Source organism: Micromonospora sp. NPDC047548 (assembly GCF_040642975.1).
Lineage (GTDB): Bacteria > Actinomycetota > Actinomycetes > Mycobacteriales > Micromonosporaceae > Micromonospora.
Window position 1 is genome coordinate 62,817 of record NZ_JBEYTI010000021.1, and the last position, 21,453, is coordinate 84,269.

1 protein-coding gene (cut by a window edge) is annotated in these 21,453 nt (G+C 71.2%); it reads left to right on the forward strand.

Annotation, left to right across the window (positions count from 1 at the left end):
- Window positions 1–21,453: the 5' portion of a toxin glutamine deamidase domain-containing protein gene (locus ABZ807_RS21155; protein WP_357160455.1), read on the forward strand. The gene runs 8,688 nt beyond the window's last position; 21,453 of the gene's 30,141 nt are visible here — the first part of the coding sequence; the start codon lies at window positions 1–3; its stop codon lies off the right edge, out of view.

The window sequence follows — 21,453 nt, forward strand, 5'->3', positions numbered from 1 at the left end:
ATGGCTGTCACCGCCATTCCGAGCCTTCAGATCAGCGAGAGCGGGATGGAGGCCGTGGAGGCGTTTACCGCCATGCGGCTGCCGCGGGCGAATCTGCCGCTGTTGGTGCACGACGCGAACATGCTGGACATGCTGGCCGACCGGGTGCGTAATGTGCTGGCGCCGGAGCTGGTCCAGACGATCAAGGCGGTCAGTAATTCGGTGGACGGTGAGGTCGTGGCCCGGTTCGTGGCCCAGACGGCTCCGTTCGTGAAGTTGCTGGCTCAGGAGGCAGCCCTGCAGAGCGCGGTGGCCAAGGCGATGCGCGGCTACCACGTCGAGATGGAGTACCTCAAGCGCCAGGCGTTCATCATGTTCATCTTCATGATGGTCGAGCTGGCCATCGCCGCCGCAGAGGCGTTCTTCGCCCCCGTGGACGCGGCGCGGCGCGTCGCCACCACACGGACCATCATCCAGACGGTTCTGCGTTCCTCGATCGTCAAGGCGGCGGCGCGCAGCACGGCGATCCAGATGCTGTTCATGCCGGGCTCCTCGCTGCTGGCCCAGATCTCCCTGATGGCCGACGGCCTCCAGTCCGGGATCAACTGGGGCGTGGTCGGCAAGCAGGCGCTGTACGGGCTGGCGGTGGCGGCTGTCACCACGGCGGCCGGGCCGGCGCTGGGCCGGGCCAGCGGCGGCTTCAGCGCCGGCCTCGGCAAGATCGGCGTCAAGGAATCCACGCGTGACCTGCTGGCCGGCGCGGTGATGCGGCCCGCAACGGAAATCGTGATGGAGGTGGCCGGCGGCATCGGCGCCAGCTACATCGTCGATCAGGCGTACGACACCGGCAATACCGGGGCGGACGCCATCTCCGGGGCGCTGGCGGGGGGTACCGGCGTGGCCGCCACCGGGGCCGGGCTCGGTGGGCGCCGCGGTGCCCTCCGTCTCGGGTTCACGCCGACCCTGCCCCGGCTGCGGCTGCCCGGTGGCACCGACTTCTCAGCGACCGGAACGCCGGTAGTGCCGGTGGTGGATCCGGAGTCGACACCGGTCGACCCGGACACCTCCACGACGTACCGGCCTGATCCGGCGATCGGGAGCACCGGCACGCAGGTCCCGCCGCCCACGGTCGCGGTGCCCGGGCCGGACGGCCCGGCGCTGCCCACGCCGTCGTTGTCGGTGCCGGCCCTGTCCGTGCCGTCGTGGTCGGTGCCGTCGTTGTCGGTACCGCTTGTGCCGGTGCCGGACTGGGTCGCGGCCACCGGCGCGCTGACCGAGCAGTGGCAACGGTTCCAGCGGGATCTCGTGGACCGCTACGGCGGGCTGCTGGCCGGGGTGGTGCAGGCGCGGCAGAGCCTGGTCACGCTCCCCGTGCCGGTCGAGCGCATCTTCGCCGGGTGGGTCGACGTCCGGCGGGGCGACCCGGCCGTCACCACCTTCCTGTCCGAGGTCGGCCTGCCCAGCACCGCGCTCACCGAGCAGTACCTGGTCGGTGTCCGGGACCAGGCGGTGGCCCGGATGACCGAGTCGCTGGCGCGGTCGGGCGCCACCCCAGAGCAGATCGCGGCCGCTCTGCGGCCGGAGCAGGTCATTGCCGCACTTCCGGTCGAGTTCGACCGGCAGGCGTTGCGCTCGGCCGCGCAACTGGCCGCCCGATACCACATCGACCAGTACCTCGCCACTGGTGCACCGACGGCCGTCGGCACGCTGGGGAGCCCCGGCGCGCCGGGGACCGCCGCGGCGGCGGTACCGTCCGCCGCCGCGCGCGCGGCGGTCGAGCGCGAGGTGCGGATCCAGGTGGACCGGGGCGTCGACGCGATCCTCGGTACCACCGTGCTACCCGCCGTGCTACCCACCGCACTGCCCGCCACGGCGGCCAGCCCCGGCGCCGCTCAGGTCAGCGCCGTGGCGAACGTGGTCCGGCAGGCGGCCACCGACCTGCCCGCCCGCTTCTCGGCCGCGGCCACCCCCGGCATCACCGGACCGGGCGCCAACTCGTCCACTATGAACAGTGGCGGGAGTGGGCGCACCGGCGCGCCGACCGTACCGGTGACGTTCGAGCAGCACACCGCGGCGGCGGCCGGCCTGGCGGAAGCCCAGTTCGACGCGCTGGCCCACCGGTACGGTGTCGATCCGGCCGGCTATGAGGCGCTGGCCACCTCGTTCCAACGGGAGTGGGTGGACGGATACCACATGGCGCTCGCCCCGGCCGGCGGCAGCGCGACGCCCGGCACGCCGGATGCGGCTGGCGCCCGCGGTACGGTGCCGGGTGGCGCTGGCTCCGGCGCCGGTGGCATGTCGATCAGTGACGACAGCCGCACCAGTGATACGGCGTCGGTCAGCAGCATATCCATCTCAAGCGATGGAATATTCAGCCCCGACTTCGGCTTCAGGGACACGGATTCGATCAGTGACGTGTCGTCGCTGGACGAACCGATCAGTGGCGACCCTGGCAAGCTCGGCGAGCCAGCCGTCGCGACAACTGGGCCGGCCGTTGCGAGGACCGGGTTCGGGGAGCAGGTCGCCAGCTGGGTGGCCCAGGCGCAGGTGCGCCGCGGGGGCGGCTACGACCCGTTGTTGTGCGTGCCGCGCACTCTCGATGCGTTCACCGCGGTGTACGGGCGGTTGGGCAACAGGGCGGCGTTCGACGACCGGATCGTCGGACCGGACGGCCGATTCGCGCCCAGTGTGGGCTGGCCGCAGATGTTGGAGATTCTCGACGCGGTACCGGAGCGTGTCGCCCACCCGGATGGGGTCGCACCGGCGGACGTGCTGGCTGCGTTGAGGGCGGTGCCGGGGTCGATGGTCGTGGTGCGGGCCGCGCCGCCGAACGAATCGCAGCACGTGTTCGCCCTCTACAGCCAGCCGCGGGTCTCCGGGCCGCCGGTGGTCAAGGTGCTGGACACTCTGGTGCACGGTGCCTTTGACCGACCCGAGCCGAACGATCCGATCAGTGATCCGTGGCTGCGGCACCTGTTCGTGTCGGACACCCGGGTGGCGGCGTTCGACGGGGCTGGGCGGCCCGCCGCCGTCGCTGATCTGCTGCCCGGCCACACCGCCGGCCACCTGCGGCCGATCGCCGCGACCGGCACCGACGCGACCGCGGCCATGCTCTCGTCAACCGGCACGCCGCACGGTCCGTCCCAGGCGATGCAGACAGGCACCACCTCCGCCGACCCGGCCGGCTCCGCCTCGGGCACCGGACTACCGTCCGGTCCAGCGGAAGATGACGACCCGTCTTATCTTGACCCGGCATTTCTTGACTTTCTTGACCCGGCATTTCCGTATCCATGGATGCAAGACGATCTGGAAGGGATGGATCTGTCGACACCAACGCCTGGCGTGGGGTGGGCGCCGCCGGAGGGCACCGAACCGGTCGAGTCTCCACATCCGAGCGGGGCGATGATGGCTGGTGGGTCCGGTGGTGTCGCGCCGGCCTGGTGGGTGACAGGGACAGCGGCGTCCGAACAGTTGTCGGCCGTTGGAATCCGTGACGAGGAGGCGTTTGGCCAGTGGGCGCGCGAGGTGTTCGACATCGATCTTCCGCGGTCCCGCTCGCTGCACAACGCCTTCTACGAGTCGGTGTTGAACACCTACCGGGAGCGGTTGGCGGAGTTGGACGTCACCGTCACCTTGACTGGACTGCGCGCGTGGGTGACCAGCCAACTGGCCAGCGACCTCGACCGGGGTGCATCGTCGAGGTTCACCGAGTTTCTCCCGTATCCGGAGAACGTGTCCCCGCAGCGACGACAGGCCCTGCACCAGCAGTGGATCGGCAAGATCAGAAGCGTCAAATCCGGGGATTACGACGTCGCGCATCTGGTTCCCCATGTCATGGCCTGGGCGCTGGACCAGCCGATGCGGATCCATCACCCGTTCGGTGACTCGTACCTCATCGGCCCGCCGTCTGGTGCCGGTGCCAGCCCGCAACCAGTCGTCTGGTGGAACGGCACCTACATCGTCGTCACACCTCGTGGCCCACAACACGAGGCAGGCATCGACGCGGGCTTCCCGCGGCCACCGGTGACCCCCGACGGGCAGCGCCAACGGGCTGCCGCGTTTGACGAGGCGCTCGGTCTGCTGCGAGCGGAAATCGACACGGCGGAACAGAATCCCGCCAACATTCACTGGCCTATCCTGCGAGACACGTTCCACCGGAACCTCGCGGTCATCCGTCAACACCCCACGTCACCCAGGAACCAGGCCCACGAACTCGCAGAACACGCCCGATACCTCAACAGCCTTAAGCAAGACAGCGGCTGGGAAGACCAGAACCGATGGCACGTCGAAGACCCATTCACCATCGGCGTCACCGTCACCCCCACCGGGCGGCACTCGGAGTTGCGCATCATGCTGGGCGGCAAGCTTAGATCACTCGGTCGTATCGGCCGAGTGGCCATCCCGGGCGATGTGGTCCCTATCGACTTCGGGAAGGTCGACGGGGGAGGCGTCGGTATTGCCGAAATCCCGTACACCGCGACCGACGGGACCGAAATACGCATCTACCGAAAGATCGACCGCGGGTTCACCGACGACGAGCTGGCTGAACTGAAGAACAAGGCCGAACTGAAGAACAAGGCGGAAGGGGAACTCGACGACCGATGGCTGTCAGGGCTGTCAGGGGTGGGCGGGGCGGAACCGGGGCCGAGCGGGGCGATGGTGGCCGGTGGGTCCGGCGGTGTCGCAACGGCCTGGTGGGGGAGCGTGAAAGCGGCGTTCGAACAGTTGAAGGCCGCTGGAGCCCGTGACGAGGAGGCGTTTGGCCAGTGGGCGCGCGAGGTGTTCGACATCGATCTTCCGCGGTCCCGCTCGCTGCACAACGCCTTCTACGAGTCGGTGTTGAACACCTACCGGGAGCGGTTGGCGGAGTTGGACGTCACCGTCACCTTGACTGGACTGCGCGCGTGGGTGACCAGCCAACTGGCCAGCGACCTCGACCGGGGTGCATCGTCGAGGTTCACCGAGTTTCTCCCGTATCCGGAGAACGTGTCCCCGCAGCGACGACAGGCCCTGCACCAGCAGTGGATCGGCAAGATCAGAAGCGTCAAATCCGGGGATTACGACGTCGCGCATCTGGTTCCCCATGTCATGGCCTGGGCGCTGGACCAGCCGATGCGGATCCATCACCCGTTCGGTGACTCGTACCTCATCGGCCCGCCGTCTGGTGCCGGTGCCAGCCCGCAACCAGTCGTCTGGTGGAACGGCACCTACATCGTCGTCACACCTCGTGGCCCACAACACGAGGCAGGCATCGACGCGGGCTTCCCGCGGCCACCGGTGACCCCCGACGGGCAGCGCCAACGGGCTGCCGCGTTTGACGAGGCGCTCGGTCTGCTGCGAGCGGAAATCGACACGGCGGAACAGAATCCCGCCAACATTCACTGGCCTATCCTGCGAGACACGTTCCACCGCAACCTCGCGCTCATCCGTCAACACCCCGCCTCCCCCAGCAACCAGTCCCACGAACTCGCAGAACACGCCCGATACCGCAACAGCCTTGAGCAAGACAGCGGCTGGGAAGACCAAAATCGATGGAACCTCGAAGACCCATTCACCATCGGCGTCCCCGTCACCCCCAACGGGCGGCACTCGGAGTTGCGCATCATGCTGGGCGGCAAGCTTAGATATCTCGGTCGTATCGGCCGAGTGGCCATCCCGGGCGATGTGGTCCCTATCGACTTCGGGAAGGTCGACGGGGGAGGCGTCGGTATTGCCGAAATCCGGTACACCGCGACCGACGGGACCGAAATACGCATCTATCGAAAGATCGACCGCGGGTTCACCGACGACGAACTGGCCGAACTGAAGAACAAGGCAGGCGGCCAGGTGTGGGAATTCGACAACCGATGGAACTGGACCGACTTTTACCACATCACGTCGTCAGTGCGCAGCAATGGGGTATTGGCCACCTATTTCGGCATGGCCGACTCAGAAGGCAGAACCCGCGCCTATGTCCCACGCGTCAAGGTGGTCGACGGAAGTTCGTTTGCCTTCCCCGGGGACATGAAGGAGGTTCGTCTCCGACTCGGGTATGCCGTGAACGGTCGACCCACCGTGGTCGTGGAAGTACCGGCCGAGAAGAACGTCATCGGACGGGCCCTGTACCTGGAACTGGTCAATCTCGCCCCCACCCGGGACGACATCGAGTGGCAGCGCAAAAAGGCGCTGTGGGAATCAGGAGATCGGTGGGCACTTGCCGACGGACTATCTATCGATGACACAATGGGGGCGGAACAAAAATTGCCCAGACCCCTATCTTTTAAGATCGGCGGCCCGACCAAGACGTTAGATGGCAAGGAGGTGAATCTCTCCCGGGGCACGGCGATCACCCTGCGGGTAGGACGGCGGCGGATGCTGGTCGGATCGGATGTCGTCACAGGTGTTTTCGCCGTGGTCGGGGCACCGTTGGCCGACGGATCCGGAAACGCCTACCGGCTCATCAACACGGGCGTGAAAGACGAGAATTTCGCTGAGCTCAGACAACAGTTCACCAAGCGGAAGGGCATGCTCGCCAAGCGCAAACAGCAAGCCGAGTCGGCTGAGCCGGCCGGGAAACGTCCGCGTATCGGGGGTGGGTCGCTGCCTGGGGGGCCGGCGGCGTTCGTGTGGGAGCCTGCCGGAGGCCCTTCGTTCTCGGGTGGTGCCGGGGATATCTCGTCCTCAACGGCGGTGTGGGTGGCGGGGGAGCCCACCATCGAGTGGGTGGACGGCGGTTGGCGGGTGTCATACCGCAGCGCGGTGGACCTGCCCCGACCGGACGAGATGACGCCGGTGTTCTCCGACCGGTTCACCTGGACCAACGGCGGTGCGCTGCGGTTCGTCCCGACACCGGGCGAGGGACGCCCCTACCGGGTCGAGGTGACGGAGACCCTGACCGAACCCGCCGGTGAACGGACCTTCGTCGACTACCACCTACACCGCTCGGAACACACCTGGACCGCGGTGTTCCGCATCCGGCTGAAACCCGACCCGGATCTGGACCCGGACTCCATCCAGCACACCCTCCAAGCGGTCCAGCAGTGGGTGGACCAGACCAACGACCACGCGCACGTGTTGCCCGAGGTCGGGGCGCGGCTCGTCGTTGGGGTCGAGTTCGACCCGACGGCCACCACGGAGGTCCGACTCAGCCGCCACGGCAGCGACCTACGGGACACCCACAACGTCCATGCCGGCAGCGGCGGGGGCCGGATCCATCAGTTCCACTGGCTCACGGACCTCCCCCCCGACAGGTACGGACACGAACTCGAACACTTCCTTGGCATCCGACACGCCCACACACCCAACGCCCTGCTCAAGAATTCCACCGACACCGCCGACGACCACCCACATGACACCGGGTTCACCCCCCGGAAACTACGCGAGATCCTCGACACCGCCGTCCCGTACGCCGCCCCCACCCTGACACCACGACCAGCTCTCCCACCCGCACCACACCCCGAACCCCCGCACCCAGCTCCCGATCCCCTACCCGGCCAGCCAGCGGCAATGGAATGGTCCGACCCGGCCGGCAGCCAGCAGCAGGTCGTCCAGACGGCCGTTGCGCCCGCGGACGCGCCACTGGTCGCCATGGCTAAGGGGCTGCCGGACAACCTGCGGCTCCAGCGTGCGGTGGGCGGCACCCTGCTGCACGACGGGGGCAGCACGTCCGGCCCGATCAGCTCGCGGGTGTTGGCCCCGACCGGCCCCGGCCCGGCCATCCTGCTGCACTCCTCGGTGCTCGACCCGGCCAGCCTCGGTGCCGCGCTGACCGGGTTGCAGGCGCAGGACGCCACCATGGCCGTCCTGCACTGGCCGCAGGACCAGCCGGTCAGCCTGGCCCGGGCGCTGGAGATCACCGCGCAGGCGCTGGGGCCGCAGCAGTCCTCGGCCATGCTGTCGGTACCCCGGTCGGCGCTGCGGGACCGGCCGGCGCCCAGCCCGCAGATCGTCCCGTTGGACGCCAACGGCGAGGTGACGTTCTTCAGTGGGCGGCCCGAGCGGTACCTGTTCCTGCCCGGGATCGCCGGTGCACCGCCCCGGCCCGCCCCGTACGGGCTGCCCGAGCAGTCACCCGGCGTGTACGGGCTCGGCGACGGTTGGGTGGTCTGGGACGGCGGCAGCCACCTGTGGATCGGGCCGGCGACCGAACTGGACGGGGCGCGGCGGTTGCTGCCGGACACCGGCGGCTGGCTGGCCGAGCCGGTGGTGTTCCTGGGCTGGCGGGCGACCCCGCTGCCCGACGGGGTACGCCACCGGGTGGGCCGGATCTTCGGGGGTATGCCGGCTACGGCACCGGCGCACCTCATCACCTCGGGGATGGGGCTGGACCGGCGTACCCTCGTCCCGTCCGAGGTGTCCGGCCTGCCCACCGGGGTCCAGCTGAGCCACGTCCCGGGTGGGGTGGTCGCCCACACCGGTCCGCGGCCGCCGGCCGGCGCCACGACACTGCACTGGTCCGACCTGGACACCCCGGACCGGCCCCGGCTGCTGCTGGACGAGTCGGTCAGCGACCCGGTCGCCGTCGTGGAGGCCGTACGCCAGGGACTCCCCTCGGGCGCCGGCCCGCTCCAGGTCTTCGTGGCGGCCCCGGCCACGTCACCCGCCGGCACTGCGCCCGCCGGTGCCCCGGGCACGCCACCCGGTGCCGCCGCTGCCGAGGTGGCGGACCTGTTGCGGCAGCGGTTCGGGGGGCTGCTGGAGCTGGTGTTGCCGGTCTCCGTGGTGGGCCGGCAGCCGGCCGGTTTCGACGAGCTGATCCCGATCGACGCCCGGGGGCAGGAGACCTTCCCGGCCGCCGCGCACGCCTGGCGGGTGCCGCTGCACCCGCCGCCGCCCCAGCGGCCCGGGCCGCTGGGCCTGAGCCGGTCTGCCACCGGCGGGTACCAGGTGCACCGCGGCTGGACGGTCCGGGAGCACAGGGGGGTCGTCCTGTTCGCTCAGCACGGCACCAGCCCGGACACGCTGTCCCCCGACACCCTGGCGGCCCCCGCGACCGGGGTGGCCGTGGTGATCCAGTCCCGGGGCGGTCCCATCCCGCGCGAGGTGGCCGGTGCGGCCACCCGGCTGCTGTCCGGTGTTCCCGAGGCCGACCGGCATGTCCGGGTCTTCGGCAATGCGGCCAGCGCCGGTCCGGCCGCACCCGACGCCGACGGGTCGGGTGGGCAGGCGTGGGCGCCGCCGGCCACCCCGGACCGGCGGGCGCTCGCACTGGGTGATCCCAAGGCGGGGTTGCCGGACCTGGACCGCATCGAGCAGGCGTTGCGCGCCGACGCGGCCCGGCGGGGCGTCACGGTGCGGGACAACGAATGGGAACTGCTGCACGAGCGGCTGCTCAACAACTACCGGCAGTTGGTCGCCCCGGACGGGTACCTGTTCACGTTGGGTGGCATGGAGGTGCTCGCCCGCCTGCGACCGGACGGCCCGCGGCTCGTCCCGAACCCGGCCGGCTCGTTCGACCCCGAGACGCCCGGGCCGTCGCCGGATGACACCGAGGGCCGGACGAGCGTCAACGACGACGGTTTCCACGCCAACCAGTTCACCCAGGGTGTTTTCCAGACCGGTGCGCACAGCCAGGCGGACGGCACCACGACCCGGGCGGTGCGGCTGCGCGGCGACTTCAACGCCGACGTGCCGCTCGGCCCGATGACCCACTGGGGACCCCGCTTCAACGCCACCCTCAACAAGGTCGACCAGAAAACCTCCTACCTGATCGACGCCGAGAAGGGCCGGGTGCTGGACACCCGCGCGGATTCGACGTTCTACTCGTACGACGAGCCGGGGTGGTCGATCGAGACGCGCGGCGACGAGCAGTCGTTCCAGGCGGTGGACGTGCCGGAGCCGCCGGACGGGCAGGAGGCCGCCCCGCTGGTGGTGGCGATCCCCAACCACCTGCTGAAGACCGCTGGCGAGCAGGTGGTCGCCGACCTGCCAAACGACATGCGGGACAACCTGACCCGGTTGCCGGAACTCTTCTCCGCCAGCAACATCACCGGCCTGAACGAGCTGTACGACCACATCATCGCCCAGCTGCGTGCCGACGGCTTCGACATGTCCATCGAAAGTCCGATGCGCAATGAGCTGCAGCGCAAGCTGTGGAACCTGGAAGTCCACCTCGACGAGGCGGTGAACAACTGGCGTACGCCGGCGGTGGACGGTGATGCCGGCGCGCCGACCCGGGGCTTCTTGTTCACGGTGCACGACCGCGGGTTCGCGGCCGCCAGCATCCGGGTGTACGGCCGCCGGGTCGGCGACTCCGTGCAGGTGGGCGTCGGCGAGGGTGACTCCACGCCGGTGGGCGAGGCCGGCGAGCCGGTGGGCGAGGCCAGCGACAAGGCCCACATCGAGAAGGTACGTACCGGGATCGTGGGGCAGGGCGGCGAAGTCACCGTCCAGCAGTCCAGTGGGCTGTCCGTGGGTGGCGCGGCCGATCTGCCGTTGGCCAAGCGCTGGAACGATCCGCAGGTGTACAAGGAGAAGGCCAAGCTCGGTATCTCCGCTCGCGCCGGGATGAGCTGGACCAGCAACGACAGTGGTGGCGTCACGCGGGCGTCGCTGAACGTGGAGGTCGAGCGGTACACCGGCTACACGGTCGGTCGTGAGGTTCGGTTCGAATGGACCGCCGAGGTGGCCACCTCGCGCCGGCCACGGGACTGGCCTCGGCCGACGCCCGCGGTGGACGGGTCGGCGGTGATCCGGATGTCCGAGCCGGACGCCTTCGACCACGGGTTCAGCGTCGACGCGGGCGCCTTCGCCCCCGATCCCATCCCCGGGCTGGCGGATGGTATCCCGACCTCGGACCCCGCCACGGGCGGGCGGCCGCAGAGGGTGCCGCACGACCAGTGGCGGCAGCGGCTGCGCAACGTCGGCGCGCATCCGGAGGACACCGGCGGCAACCTGGTGCCACGGCACATTCTGGAGGGGCATGGCAGCCTGGGCCAGTCCCTGCCGCAGGTCGACAAGCCGGCGGTAGAGCAGATCCGGGCCGGTCTCATGCAGGTGCTGGCCGACGAGGGGTTCCTTCCCGTGGACGGGGACCGGCCGTGGGCGCATGCGGAGCAGAGCCGACCGGCGACCCCGGATCCGGGTACGCCCACCGAGGAGCAGCCGCTGCTGGGCAGGGTGATCGAGGGGGCGCGTGACGCCTATGACGAGGTCGTCCACCGCGACACCGACGCCGCGATCGACAATCTGGACCTGTTCAACAAGATGGTGAGCAGCGACGGTCTGGAGTCGCACTTCAACTCGCTCAGCCAGGACGGCGTCTCTGCTGTCCCCGATGCCCAGGAGGGCGAGCCGGCCCCGGCGGCTGTCCCGGAGGGCGAGCCGGCCCCGGAGCCGGCAGCGGGGATGACCTTCACCCTGCACAGTTGGCGCAACGGGGTGATGCGTACCGCCGAGGTGACCATCCACGCCATCTCCCGGATCACTGCGGACGTCACCCCGGACGGCAACTCGGTGCACTTCGACCGGCTCAGCGACGAGTTGAGCGTGGTCACCCTCGCCATGGCGCTCGGCATCGCCGGCCAGGGCGCGAGCGGCAACCAGGGCTGGTCGGCGGAGTTCGGGCTGGGGGCCGCGATGCCGCCGAGCGTCGAGTGGCTTCAGTCCGTCGGACTCATCGGCGCGTCGTGGAGCCGCAACGTCGGCGCCGCCGAGCGGTTGACCCGCATCATCAACCGCCCGGAGTTGAAGGAGTACGGCGGCCGGGTGATGTTGTTCAACTTCCCGTACGACTTCGTCTGGACGGTCAGTATCAGCGACCGGGACGCCCCGATCACCTCGCCCGAGTCGGTCCGCGCCACCGTGCGCGCCGCGCTGCTGCGCTTCAACTCCGAGCCGGCCACCTTCAGCGAGGTGGCCTCCGTCGACACCGAACCGTCGGTGCTCAACCAGGGCGTCGTCTACTTCCTCGACACGCACGGGCTGCGCGCCGCGGTGCGGGACCAGTTGCCGCCAGACCTGACCCGGGCCGGCCGACCGATGGCCGGGCCGGTGGACGTCATGTCCAACCAGATCGCCGTCGAGGCAAACTTCAAGGAGATCCTGGGCGGCCATTACGGCACCACCACCCTGGTCGAGCCCGGTTTCGTGGCGAACACCAGCGCCGCGATCTCGATCAACGTGCCCCGCATCCGGGGGGCGCGGTTCGTCGGCGCCACCCCGGACCAGTACGTCACCGGCCTGATCGAGCTGTACCTGGCCGAGGCCGGCAACGCCGCCAGCCGGTCGTTCGCAAAGGCGTTGAACCTGCCCAACGTCGGCCTCGGCCGCAAGTTCGGTCCGCTGAACGTCAGCTACGGCGAGTCGGCGGGCGTGCGGGTGAGCGAGAGCGAGACGGCGGAGACCAAGCGCGTCGGCGGCCTGGAGATGCTCAAGCTGGCCTTCGGACGGGGGTACGCCTTCGAGGCGGAATACGACATCAATGTCCGCGCCGGCATCCACAAGCAGGTCGGGTTCGTCGTCAGCCGGGTCAGCGTGCCACCCGGAGCCGACCTGCGGCGCCGTACGATGCTGTTCCTGCTGCCGGAGGCGGAGGCCCTGGCGCAGTACGCGGCCGGAAGGCTGCCGATCAGCGATTCGCAACTGCTCGACGCGATGGGCCGGTGGTCCCGCGGTGAACTGGTGCTCAGCGGCAACACCGTGGCCGGGCTGCTCGGCCGGTGGCGTGGCGAGCTGGGCGGCCGCACCGTCGCCGGTGTGCCCGACCTCGGCGTGTACCTGGTCCAGCACCGGATCCAGACCTGGGCGCACACGCTCGCCGACCGGCACGTGGACCTGGCGCAGCGCGGTGCCGTGCTCGACCCGCGGCGCCGCGCGCAGATCGCCGCCGACTTCGGGATCACCCTGGACCCGAACGTCAACCCGTTCAGCGCGCTGACCCTGCCGCCCTACCTGACCCGCACCGGTGACCGGACACTGGGCCACTCGGGCGTCGACGAGTTGGCGCTGTTCACCGGGCCTGCTCCGGCCGACGGCGGGCCGCGCCCCACCACGACCCTGCTGGACGCCGTCCGGACGCTGATGGACACCGTCAGGCCCGGGCTGCTCGGGGCCAGCCACGCCAACTGGCCGGGGGCGGGGACCAACTGGGGCGTGCTGATGTTCTCCCCCGACGAGTCGGTGGTCGGCGCGCTGCCCGGCGGCCTCGACTCGCTGCAGGCCACCCTGGCCGGCCAGCGCGCCAACATCGTGTTCGCCGACATGCTGAACCGGTACAACGGCGTGACGTTCTACTTCGTCTACCAGCAAGGCCCGATGGCGGCCCAAGTGTTCAAGTTGAAGATCTCGGCCACCCTGGACGGCCGGCCGCAGTACACCAACTGGGTAGCCGATTACGGCATCGAGAACTACGCGCACGCCTACGACGCCACCGCTCGCATCCTCGGGAAGGCGCTGGGCTGGAACCTCACGCCGGGCAGGTTCGGCTTCTCACTCGACGGTCTCCCGGTGGCCGGCGCCGGGTCGCTGTCGTTCGCGCCGGGAGGGGCACGCGGCGTCAAGGGCGGCTCGCAGTCCATCCGGGAACGGACCGCCTACGACTGGTCGGGGCACTACCAAGCCACTGACGGCGCCGGCATCTCCCTGGAGCTCAGCCGGTTGAACATGCACGGCTGGCAGCCGAGCTACCTGATGAACCACCTGATGACGGCCCTGAACACCGCGACGGACTGGGCGTTGCACCACGCGCCCGCCGGTTTCGCCGACTGGGTCTCCCTCGCGCCGGTGGAGCCGGTGCAGACCCGTCATTACGAGGCGCGGATCGACTTCAAGATCCCCCGGGGGCAGGCCGAGGCCACGCCGATGCCCCGGTCCACGCGGCTGGAGCTGCGCGCGCTGCCGCCGCTGCCCGGCGACGCCTACGTCAGCGGCGCCCTGGTCGACGACCTCCACCCGGCCGCCCGGCACCTCATGGGCAACGTGCTCGGCTCGCACGCCAACGATCCGGCCTACCGGGGCAGCCTGGCGCTGGACGGCCTGCTGTCCCGGCTCAGCGTCGACAACCACCTGTCCGACGCGCTGCGCGACTCCGGATACCTGCTCGGCTCGCACCTGTTCATCGCGGGCGCGTCCAACAACCGGGTGGCCATGCGGCTGTACGTCAAGCTGCACTCGCTGGAGATCATCAGCAAGCTCGGCAAGACCACCGGTACCGGCCGATACGACAAGTTCCTGAACATCACGTCGGCCAGCCAGTCGCGTAACCGGTGGCGGGCCAACCTCGACGGGGAGGTGTCGTACGCCAGGCCGCTCGGCGCGACCGACATCGGTGTGCAGGAGGACAAGACCGTCACCGGCAAGTTCACCACCGGCGCGAACCGGAACGCGCCGGCCAGCCACAGCGCCGCCTTCGATGACGCCAAGCGTGTCGAGGACCACCTCAAGACGGTGGAGGGCGATACGTACCTGGTCCGGGTGCGCACCTCAGCCCGTCTCGTCGCGGTCCCGCATTGGCACAGCGCGTTCGCCCGCGACGCCGGTCTGGCGCCGGTCGGGCCGGAGCAGTTCGAGGCCGACGACGCCCCCAGCACCGGTTGGATCACCGGCGACAGTTTCCACGAGATGCACGCCGGCGAGGTACACGACCTCCAGCGCTCACTCAAACCGCACGACTGGAAGGCGAACAACCCGGCCGGCTGGCCCGCGCCGGCGGCGGGCGCGCCCACGATCGGCCTGGAGGGCCTGCTGCAACGCGCCACCCCGGCGGCGATGGCCGCCGCCCCGGTGGCCGGCCGCATCATCGAGGCCGGCGACTTCGACCCCGACCAGGCGCCCCAGCACGCCGCCCTGCTGATCCGCGACCAGCTCGGCAACAACTTCGACCCGGTCCGCCCGCTCCGGCTCACCGCCAGCGCCGCCGAGCAGGCCCGCCGCCGGTACCAGGTGGTACTGGGCTGGGCGGTGGACCACCTCCAGCGGCTCAACGCCGCGCAACAGGCCACCGCCAACCTCGCCGAGCTGACCGCCTGGCAGAACCGGGTCGGCAAACTCGCGGCCGGCGCCGAGCTGCCAGCCACCGACGTGCGACAGTTCAACGAGCGGATCCCCCGGATCATCGAGCGGGTACAGGCGGTGCAGCCCCCCGGCTCCGCGCCGGTCACGCCACCGGAGGAGGTGGAGCTGCTCGCCCAGGACCCGCGCACCGTGGCCCAGGTGGTGGCGTTCGAGCTGAAAACCCACCTCGACCTGACCGTCACCGACGAACAGGGGGCGGCCAGCCGGTACCGGCTCGACCCGCAGGGCTGGATCATCGAGCTGCGGCAGGCCCCGAACGGCAACTTCGCCCCGGTCACGCCCGTCGAGGTGATCCACGAGCTGGACCAGGATCTGAAGCTGCGGGCCTTCGCGGCCGGGATCCGCCTGGGGCGGCAGCGGGAGATCTACCACGAGCTGCTGGAACGTACCGCGGTGCAGATGGAGGCCGCCGCGGCGCTCGGCCCGGAACTGGCGGAGTACATCCGGCAGGCGCGCGACAACGCCGACGACCGCGCCCGCGAGTGGATCAGCCAGGGCCTGCCCGCCGGAGCCGCGACTCCCGTCGCGGCCCACGCCGCCCGGCACGACATCGACACCCCGCAGGCGCGGGCCGGTCAGGCGCGGCGGCTGGTGGCTCCCGACCTGCCCCCGGGATGGACCACCACCGGGCCGCTGCCCCAGGCGCCGGACACGCTGCGGCCCGGTACCCGACTGTGGATCGCCCGCCCCCAGGGTGCCGCCGCGGCGCGTCTCGACGCCGACGGCAGGTACCGGCTCTACAACCCGCTCGCTCTCGGGGCGGCCGAGCGGACCCTCACCGCCCAGCATTTCCAGAGCGAAATTGCCGGGGCGCAGGCCGTCACCCTGGTCGAGCCCGACGCGCTGACGAGCTGGCTGCTGTACGACGGCAACTGGGCGGCGTCACGGCAGTTCGCGCACGACAACCTCGCGACGCTGCGCGCCGACCCGACCGCGGCGCGGCTGGCGCAGTACCAGCAGCAGGCCCGGCAGGCACCACCCCCGACCCAGCCGGCCCAGCCCGACGCGACCCGGCCCGCGACGACCCCGGCACCACCCGGCGATCCGGTACTCGACCGGCACCACGCCCTGCTCGACGCGATCCGCGCCGGACAACTGACGGCCGCCTTCGACTACCTCGACGCCACCGACGCGGCGGCCCGGCACCGAGTACTCGCCGGCGCGGTGGCCGCAGTGACACCGACCGACCCGACCGACCCGGCCGGGCTGCGGGCGCTGGCGGATCTCATCGATGCCGACCCGCGGGCGACCCAGCCCCGGCCGGAGCGGGAGGCCGTCTCCGACGCGGGCATCCTGCGGGCCGTGGCCGACATCCTCGACCCGGCGGTCGGACCACTGGCCACCTTCCGGGCCATCGCCTCCGCCGCGTGGACCATCAACCCCCAACAGAACTGGCCGGAAACCCTGCAAGCCCTGGCCGACCGGCTGCCCCCCACGGCAGCCGGCCGCGACGACGTGGCGACGCTACGCGACGCACTCGACGTCAACGAGCGGATGCTGTACCACAACATCGACCTGCTCGACAACCTGGCACCGGACGCCGCCGCCAGGCTGACCGCGTCCGGGACGACCGTGACCGCCCTGGCCCACGCGTGGCGGAACGTCTCCACTCCCGACGACCTGATCCCGGCGCTGCCCCCAGCGGCCGGCGCCTGGGCCGGGACGGCGGCCACCCCACTGCCGCCGGCCCACGTCGTGCACCACCCGATGCCCGTGGTATCCGCCGCCCTCGACCAGTGGCTCGCCATCGACAACTGGGACCACTCCCGCGACTTCCTCGACAAACACCGGGCGGACCTGCTCTCCGACCGGGCACACCACGAACTTCAGACCCGGCAGGCGGGACTACCCCACGACGTCGAGCTTGCCGCCCGGGACGCACTGCTCACCCTGGCCCGCTACGGCCACGTCGAGGACGGATACCAGTACCTGCGCGGCCCCACCCCACCGGCCCCCACAGCGGCCGGGGCACCCGCCCCGACACCGGGGGCGCTGACCGGGCGGCAGAAAATGCTGAAGGCCCTGCTGGCCCGGCCGGACCTGGCCGACCCGGCCGCCGTGTCGGCCCTCGGTAACCTGGCCGCCACCCTGGACGGCCCCGTCGACGCCGTGGACGCGGCGATCCTGCAGCTGACCGCCGATACGCTCGCCGGCCTGAACGTCTCCGATGCCGCCGTCACCACGCTGGTGCAGAACGCGCGCCACACCCTCTCCGCGCAGCAGCGGCAACAGTGGGCCGAGACGATCCGCAACCTCGGTGCCAACGCCACCGGCGCCCGCGGGCCGGCACTGCCCCACCTCGCCGACCGGCTGTACACCACGACACAGGATCCCGATCCGACCCCGGACGCTCCGGACGCCCCGCGGCAGGCCATGCGAGAGCGCCTCCAGCAGGCCACCCAGGAACTCCAGCGCACCATCGACGACCTCGGCCAGGCGCGCCGGAACGCACAGGTCGCGCAGGACGCCCGGGACACCGCGGAGGCGTCGCTCAACGCCGCCAGGAACGCCGTCACCGCCGCCGAAGGCAAACGTGCCCGGCTCGAGCAGAAGATCGACCACCTCAACCGTGCGATGCCAGGGCTCGAAGCGGAGGTGATTCGGCGACAGGAGTTCGAGTCAGCGGCCCGGCAGGCGGTCGACGACGCAACCAGGCAGGACGAGCCCCGGCTGGCCGCCGCCCAGGCGCAGCGGGAACTGGATGCGGCCCAGGCGGCGGTAGAGAAGGCGAAAGACGACCTCCGGGACGCCGAGCAGGACCTCGACCGGGTCCGCTCGGGGCTGCCGGACCTGCGCCGGCAGGTCGAGGTCGCGGGCGAGGAGTTCCGAGCCCGCGATGTCTCGGCGCAGGCGCACACCAACACGGTCCGGGTGCTCGACGAGGCCAGGACGGCCCGCGAGGCGGCCCGGGACGCGGCGCAACAGCAGGTGGACCGGATGGCGTTGCCGGTCCCGCCGGTCCCGCGCGGGGCCCCGGTCATGGACGTGGACGCGGCGCTGGCCGAAATCGCCAGCTCCGGCTACGGCCGGTCCGTCGTCCAGGAGTTGGACCGCTCGGTGCGCACGCAGCACGGCGGTACGCCCCTGGCGCGAGTGGTGCTGCGCACCGACCCGACCAGGCAGGCCGACATCGCCGCGGCCGCCCCGGCGGACGAGACAGCCGTACACACACTGGACCGGGTACAACTCGCCCGGGACCTCGCCGCGAGCCTGGACACCCCGGTCGAACTGCGGGTCAGCGGCGGTACCACCGCACAACCGCCGTACCTCGCCTACCCGGGTGGGGAGGTGGTGCGGCTGGACGCCACCGGCCGCCCGGAGACCCTCGACGACGCCGTGCGGCGGCTGCCGCAGCGCGTCCAGGACGATCTGGCCCCGCACCGGGGCCGGCCCGATGTGGACTCCCGGCTGGAGATCATGCACGAGGCGGAGATCGAGTCGCGGCACGACTTCGGTGCGGGCGTGGCCGCCCTGGTGGAGAACCTGAACCGGCACCAGGGGTACCTGGCCTACCAGTGGGTCACCCAGGCGACTCCGCCGGTCGACACCGCCGGCCTGCGGGGGTTGGCCAGCGACCTGAACACCGCGGCCTGGCCGGCACCCACCGGCACCCCGCCGGCCGGGTCGGTGGAGACCGGCCGCCCCGACGACGTGGCCGCCACCTGGTTGGCGTACACCCCGCAGCAGCGCGCCGAGATGATGGCCGACCTGCTGGCCGCCGCCCCCGGCCCCGGGTTCACCGTGAGCGGGCCGACCCGCAACCTGCCGGCCGATCCGCCACCGGGCGCCCGGGTGCTGGTCGTGGCCAGGTCCACGGCCGCCGCCGGGGTGGTCCTGCCCACCACGCAACTGCTCTGGTACGAGCCCGGCCGCAACCAGATCAGCACGGGCAGCATGCGGATGCTCGGCACCTGGGCCAAGGACCGGGCCGGCGAGGACGCGGGACCGAACGACATCTGGTACATCGTGCTGACACCCACCGGGGCCGACGGCCCGCGCGACCAGTCGGCCCGTGAGCACCACGTGGACGTGGCAGCGCAGACCGCGTCGACGTCGACCCCGCCGGTCGAGCCGGATCCTTCGGCGGATGTGGCCGGTGGGGTACGCGGTGACGTGTTGTTGCCGAGTGGGTTGTCGCGGGCCGAGGTGTTGGGTCGGTTCCCGTGGCTGGGTGGGGTGAACCCGTTTCGGGGCCGTGGGGGCGATTTCGAGACGAACTGTGTGTTGGCGGCGATCGGTACGGATTTGTCGTTGGCGGATGGGGTTGGGCATCAGGTGCCGCCGGAGACGGCTCTGCCGGTGGTGTGGCTGGAGCGGTACGCGGGTCGGCCGTTGGTGGAGGCGGCGGACTATGGGGCGGTGGTGGAGGTGTTGGACGCCGCGGGTTCGGGTGCGCGTGGTGTGGTGGTGGTGACGGGGGAGGGTGACCGGGTTTCGCATGTGGTGAATGTGGTGCGGACCGGTGACGGGAAGGTGGTGTTCCTGGATGGTCAGCGGGGTGGCCTGGCCCGGGGGCCGGCCCACCCTGGTCGGTTGCGGTTCGTGGCGACGACGGACGGGGTGGGTGTTCCGCGGGCGCCGTCGCCGGTGCGCGGCGGTGTGACCGCGACGGTCCCGGAAGAGCGGGATCTGGCCGGTATGGATGGGGGTAGTGGCCCCGCTTCACCCACGACGGGCAGCAGCATTGACGGCGAGGGCGGCGACGTGGACGCGACGCCGGCCGGAAACCCGCCGGAGGTCGAACGGCTGACCCAGGAGTTGGCCGGCATTCGGGACACGGCCGCTGCCGTCGAGAGTGACCTCGCCGCAGCGCAGAGCGAGCTGTCCACGGCGCGGGAGGCCGTGGCGCGACAGGTCGCCGCCCGCGTGGCCGTGCCGCCAGCGCCCGCAGCGCAGGCGCCGACCAACGGTAACGAGACGCCTGCCAGTGGTAATGACGCGCAAGCAGCGGAGCGTACGGCGTGGGAGCGGCTCACCAGGGCCCAGGACCGGGTTGCTGAGCTGGAACGGCAGCGCGGGACAGCGGAACGGCGCGGGCACCAGTTGCTGGAGCGGGCCGTGCGGGTGGCTGACCGGAGGCGACAGGCGCTGGAGCAGGACGCCGCCATCAGGGAGGCGGACTGGCGGACGGCGGTACAGCAGTGGACGGACGGCCTACAGGCGTTGCAGGTCGGCGGGGCAGCGGCGGCGGACCGCGCGGCGGAGCGGATCCGGCAGCGGGACGCGGCGCAGGAGGCTGCCGAGCAGCTCGCGGCCCAGCGGGCCGGCGAGCGGGAGGTGGCCCGGCAGGAGGCAGCCACCAGGGCGGCGCAGCGTCTGGTGGCGAGTCAGGAGGCACGCGAGCGGGCGGCGGCACGCGAACAGGCCCGGAGAGATGAGCAGGCGCGGTGGGACACGTGGCAGGGCGAACAGCGGGCGCTGGCGGTCCGGAACGCGGTACGCGATGCCGCGCAGGCGGAGGCTGACCGGCAGGAGCAACGGCGCCAGGAGCAGGAGGCGCGGGCCGCGGCGGATGAGGCGCGGCGACAGCTGGCGGATCAGGACCCCGGGCAGGGGCACCTGGCTGCGGAGCGGGAGCAGCAACGGCGCGCGGCCGCTGCGGTAGCGCGGTGGCGCACGCGGGAGCGCGAGCTGGCCGAGGAGGCGGCGAAGATCCGGCAGGACGAGCAGCGCGCCGACGATCAGTTGGCCGAACAGGCGCAGCGGCGGTGGGAGGAGGGCCGGCGGGAAGCCGAACTGGCGGAGCCCGATCGGGTACGGGCGGACGAGGACGCGCGGCGGCAGGAGGACGAGCGGCAGCGGGCCGACCTGCGTGCGGTCGAGGATGAACGTGAGCGCGTCGAGGCGGAGCGGCGGGACGCCCACAACGCGGAGCGGCAGGCGGAGACGTGGCGTCAGGCCGAGCTGAGGGACGCGGTCGACGCGGCGGCGCGTATGGCGGAACGGACGCGGCTGGAGCAGACCGTCGCACGCTACCAGGCGCAGCTCGACCGCGCCCGGAATGCGGCGTCCGATTCGCGTACGGCCTGGGAGCGTGCGGTCGAGGAGCGGGATCAAGCCGACGCCACTCGGGACGCGGCCAAGGGGAAGGCCAGGGAGCCCGAGCCGGCAACGCCGTGGTACTTCGCCGACGGTGCCATCGGTGAGCTGAGCGTCTCGGCGGTGCGGCAACTGACGCCGCAGGAGGTGACGGACATGGTCACGCAGTTGATGGACGACCTGCCGTCAGGGTGGCCGACCGGGGGACCCGGCGACATCGAAATGGGCACGACTGACCGGCTGGACCTGGGCACCGCCAACCAGGAGGCAGCCATCCGCGCACGGGTGTCGGCGGCGCTCCAGACGCTGCTGACGGCGCCGGATCAGGGGGATTCCAGTGCCGGCGAGGAACACCGTGAGCGCTGGGAGCAGGCGCTGTTCTCCGGAGAGACCCTCAGTGCGGGCGGGCGGCTGGTGTGGATCCGTCCCGTGCCGCACGATCCG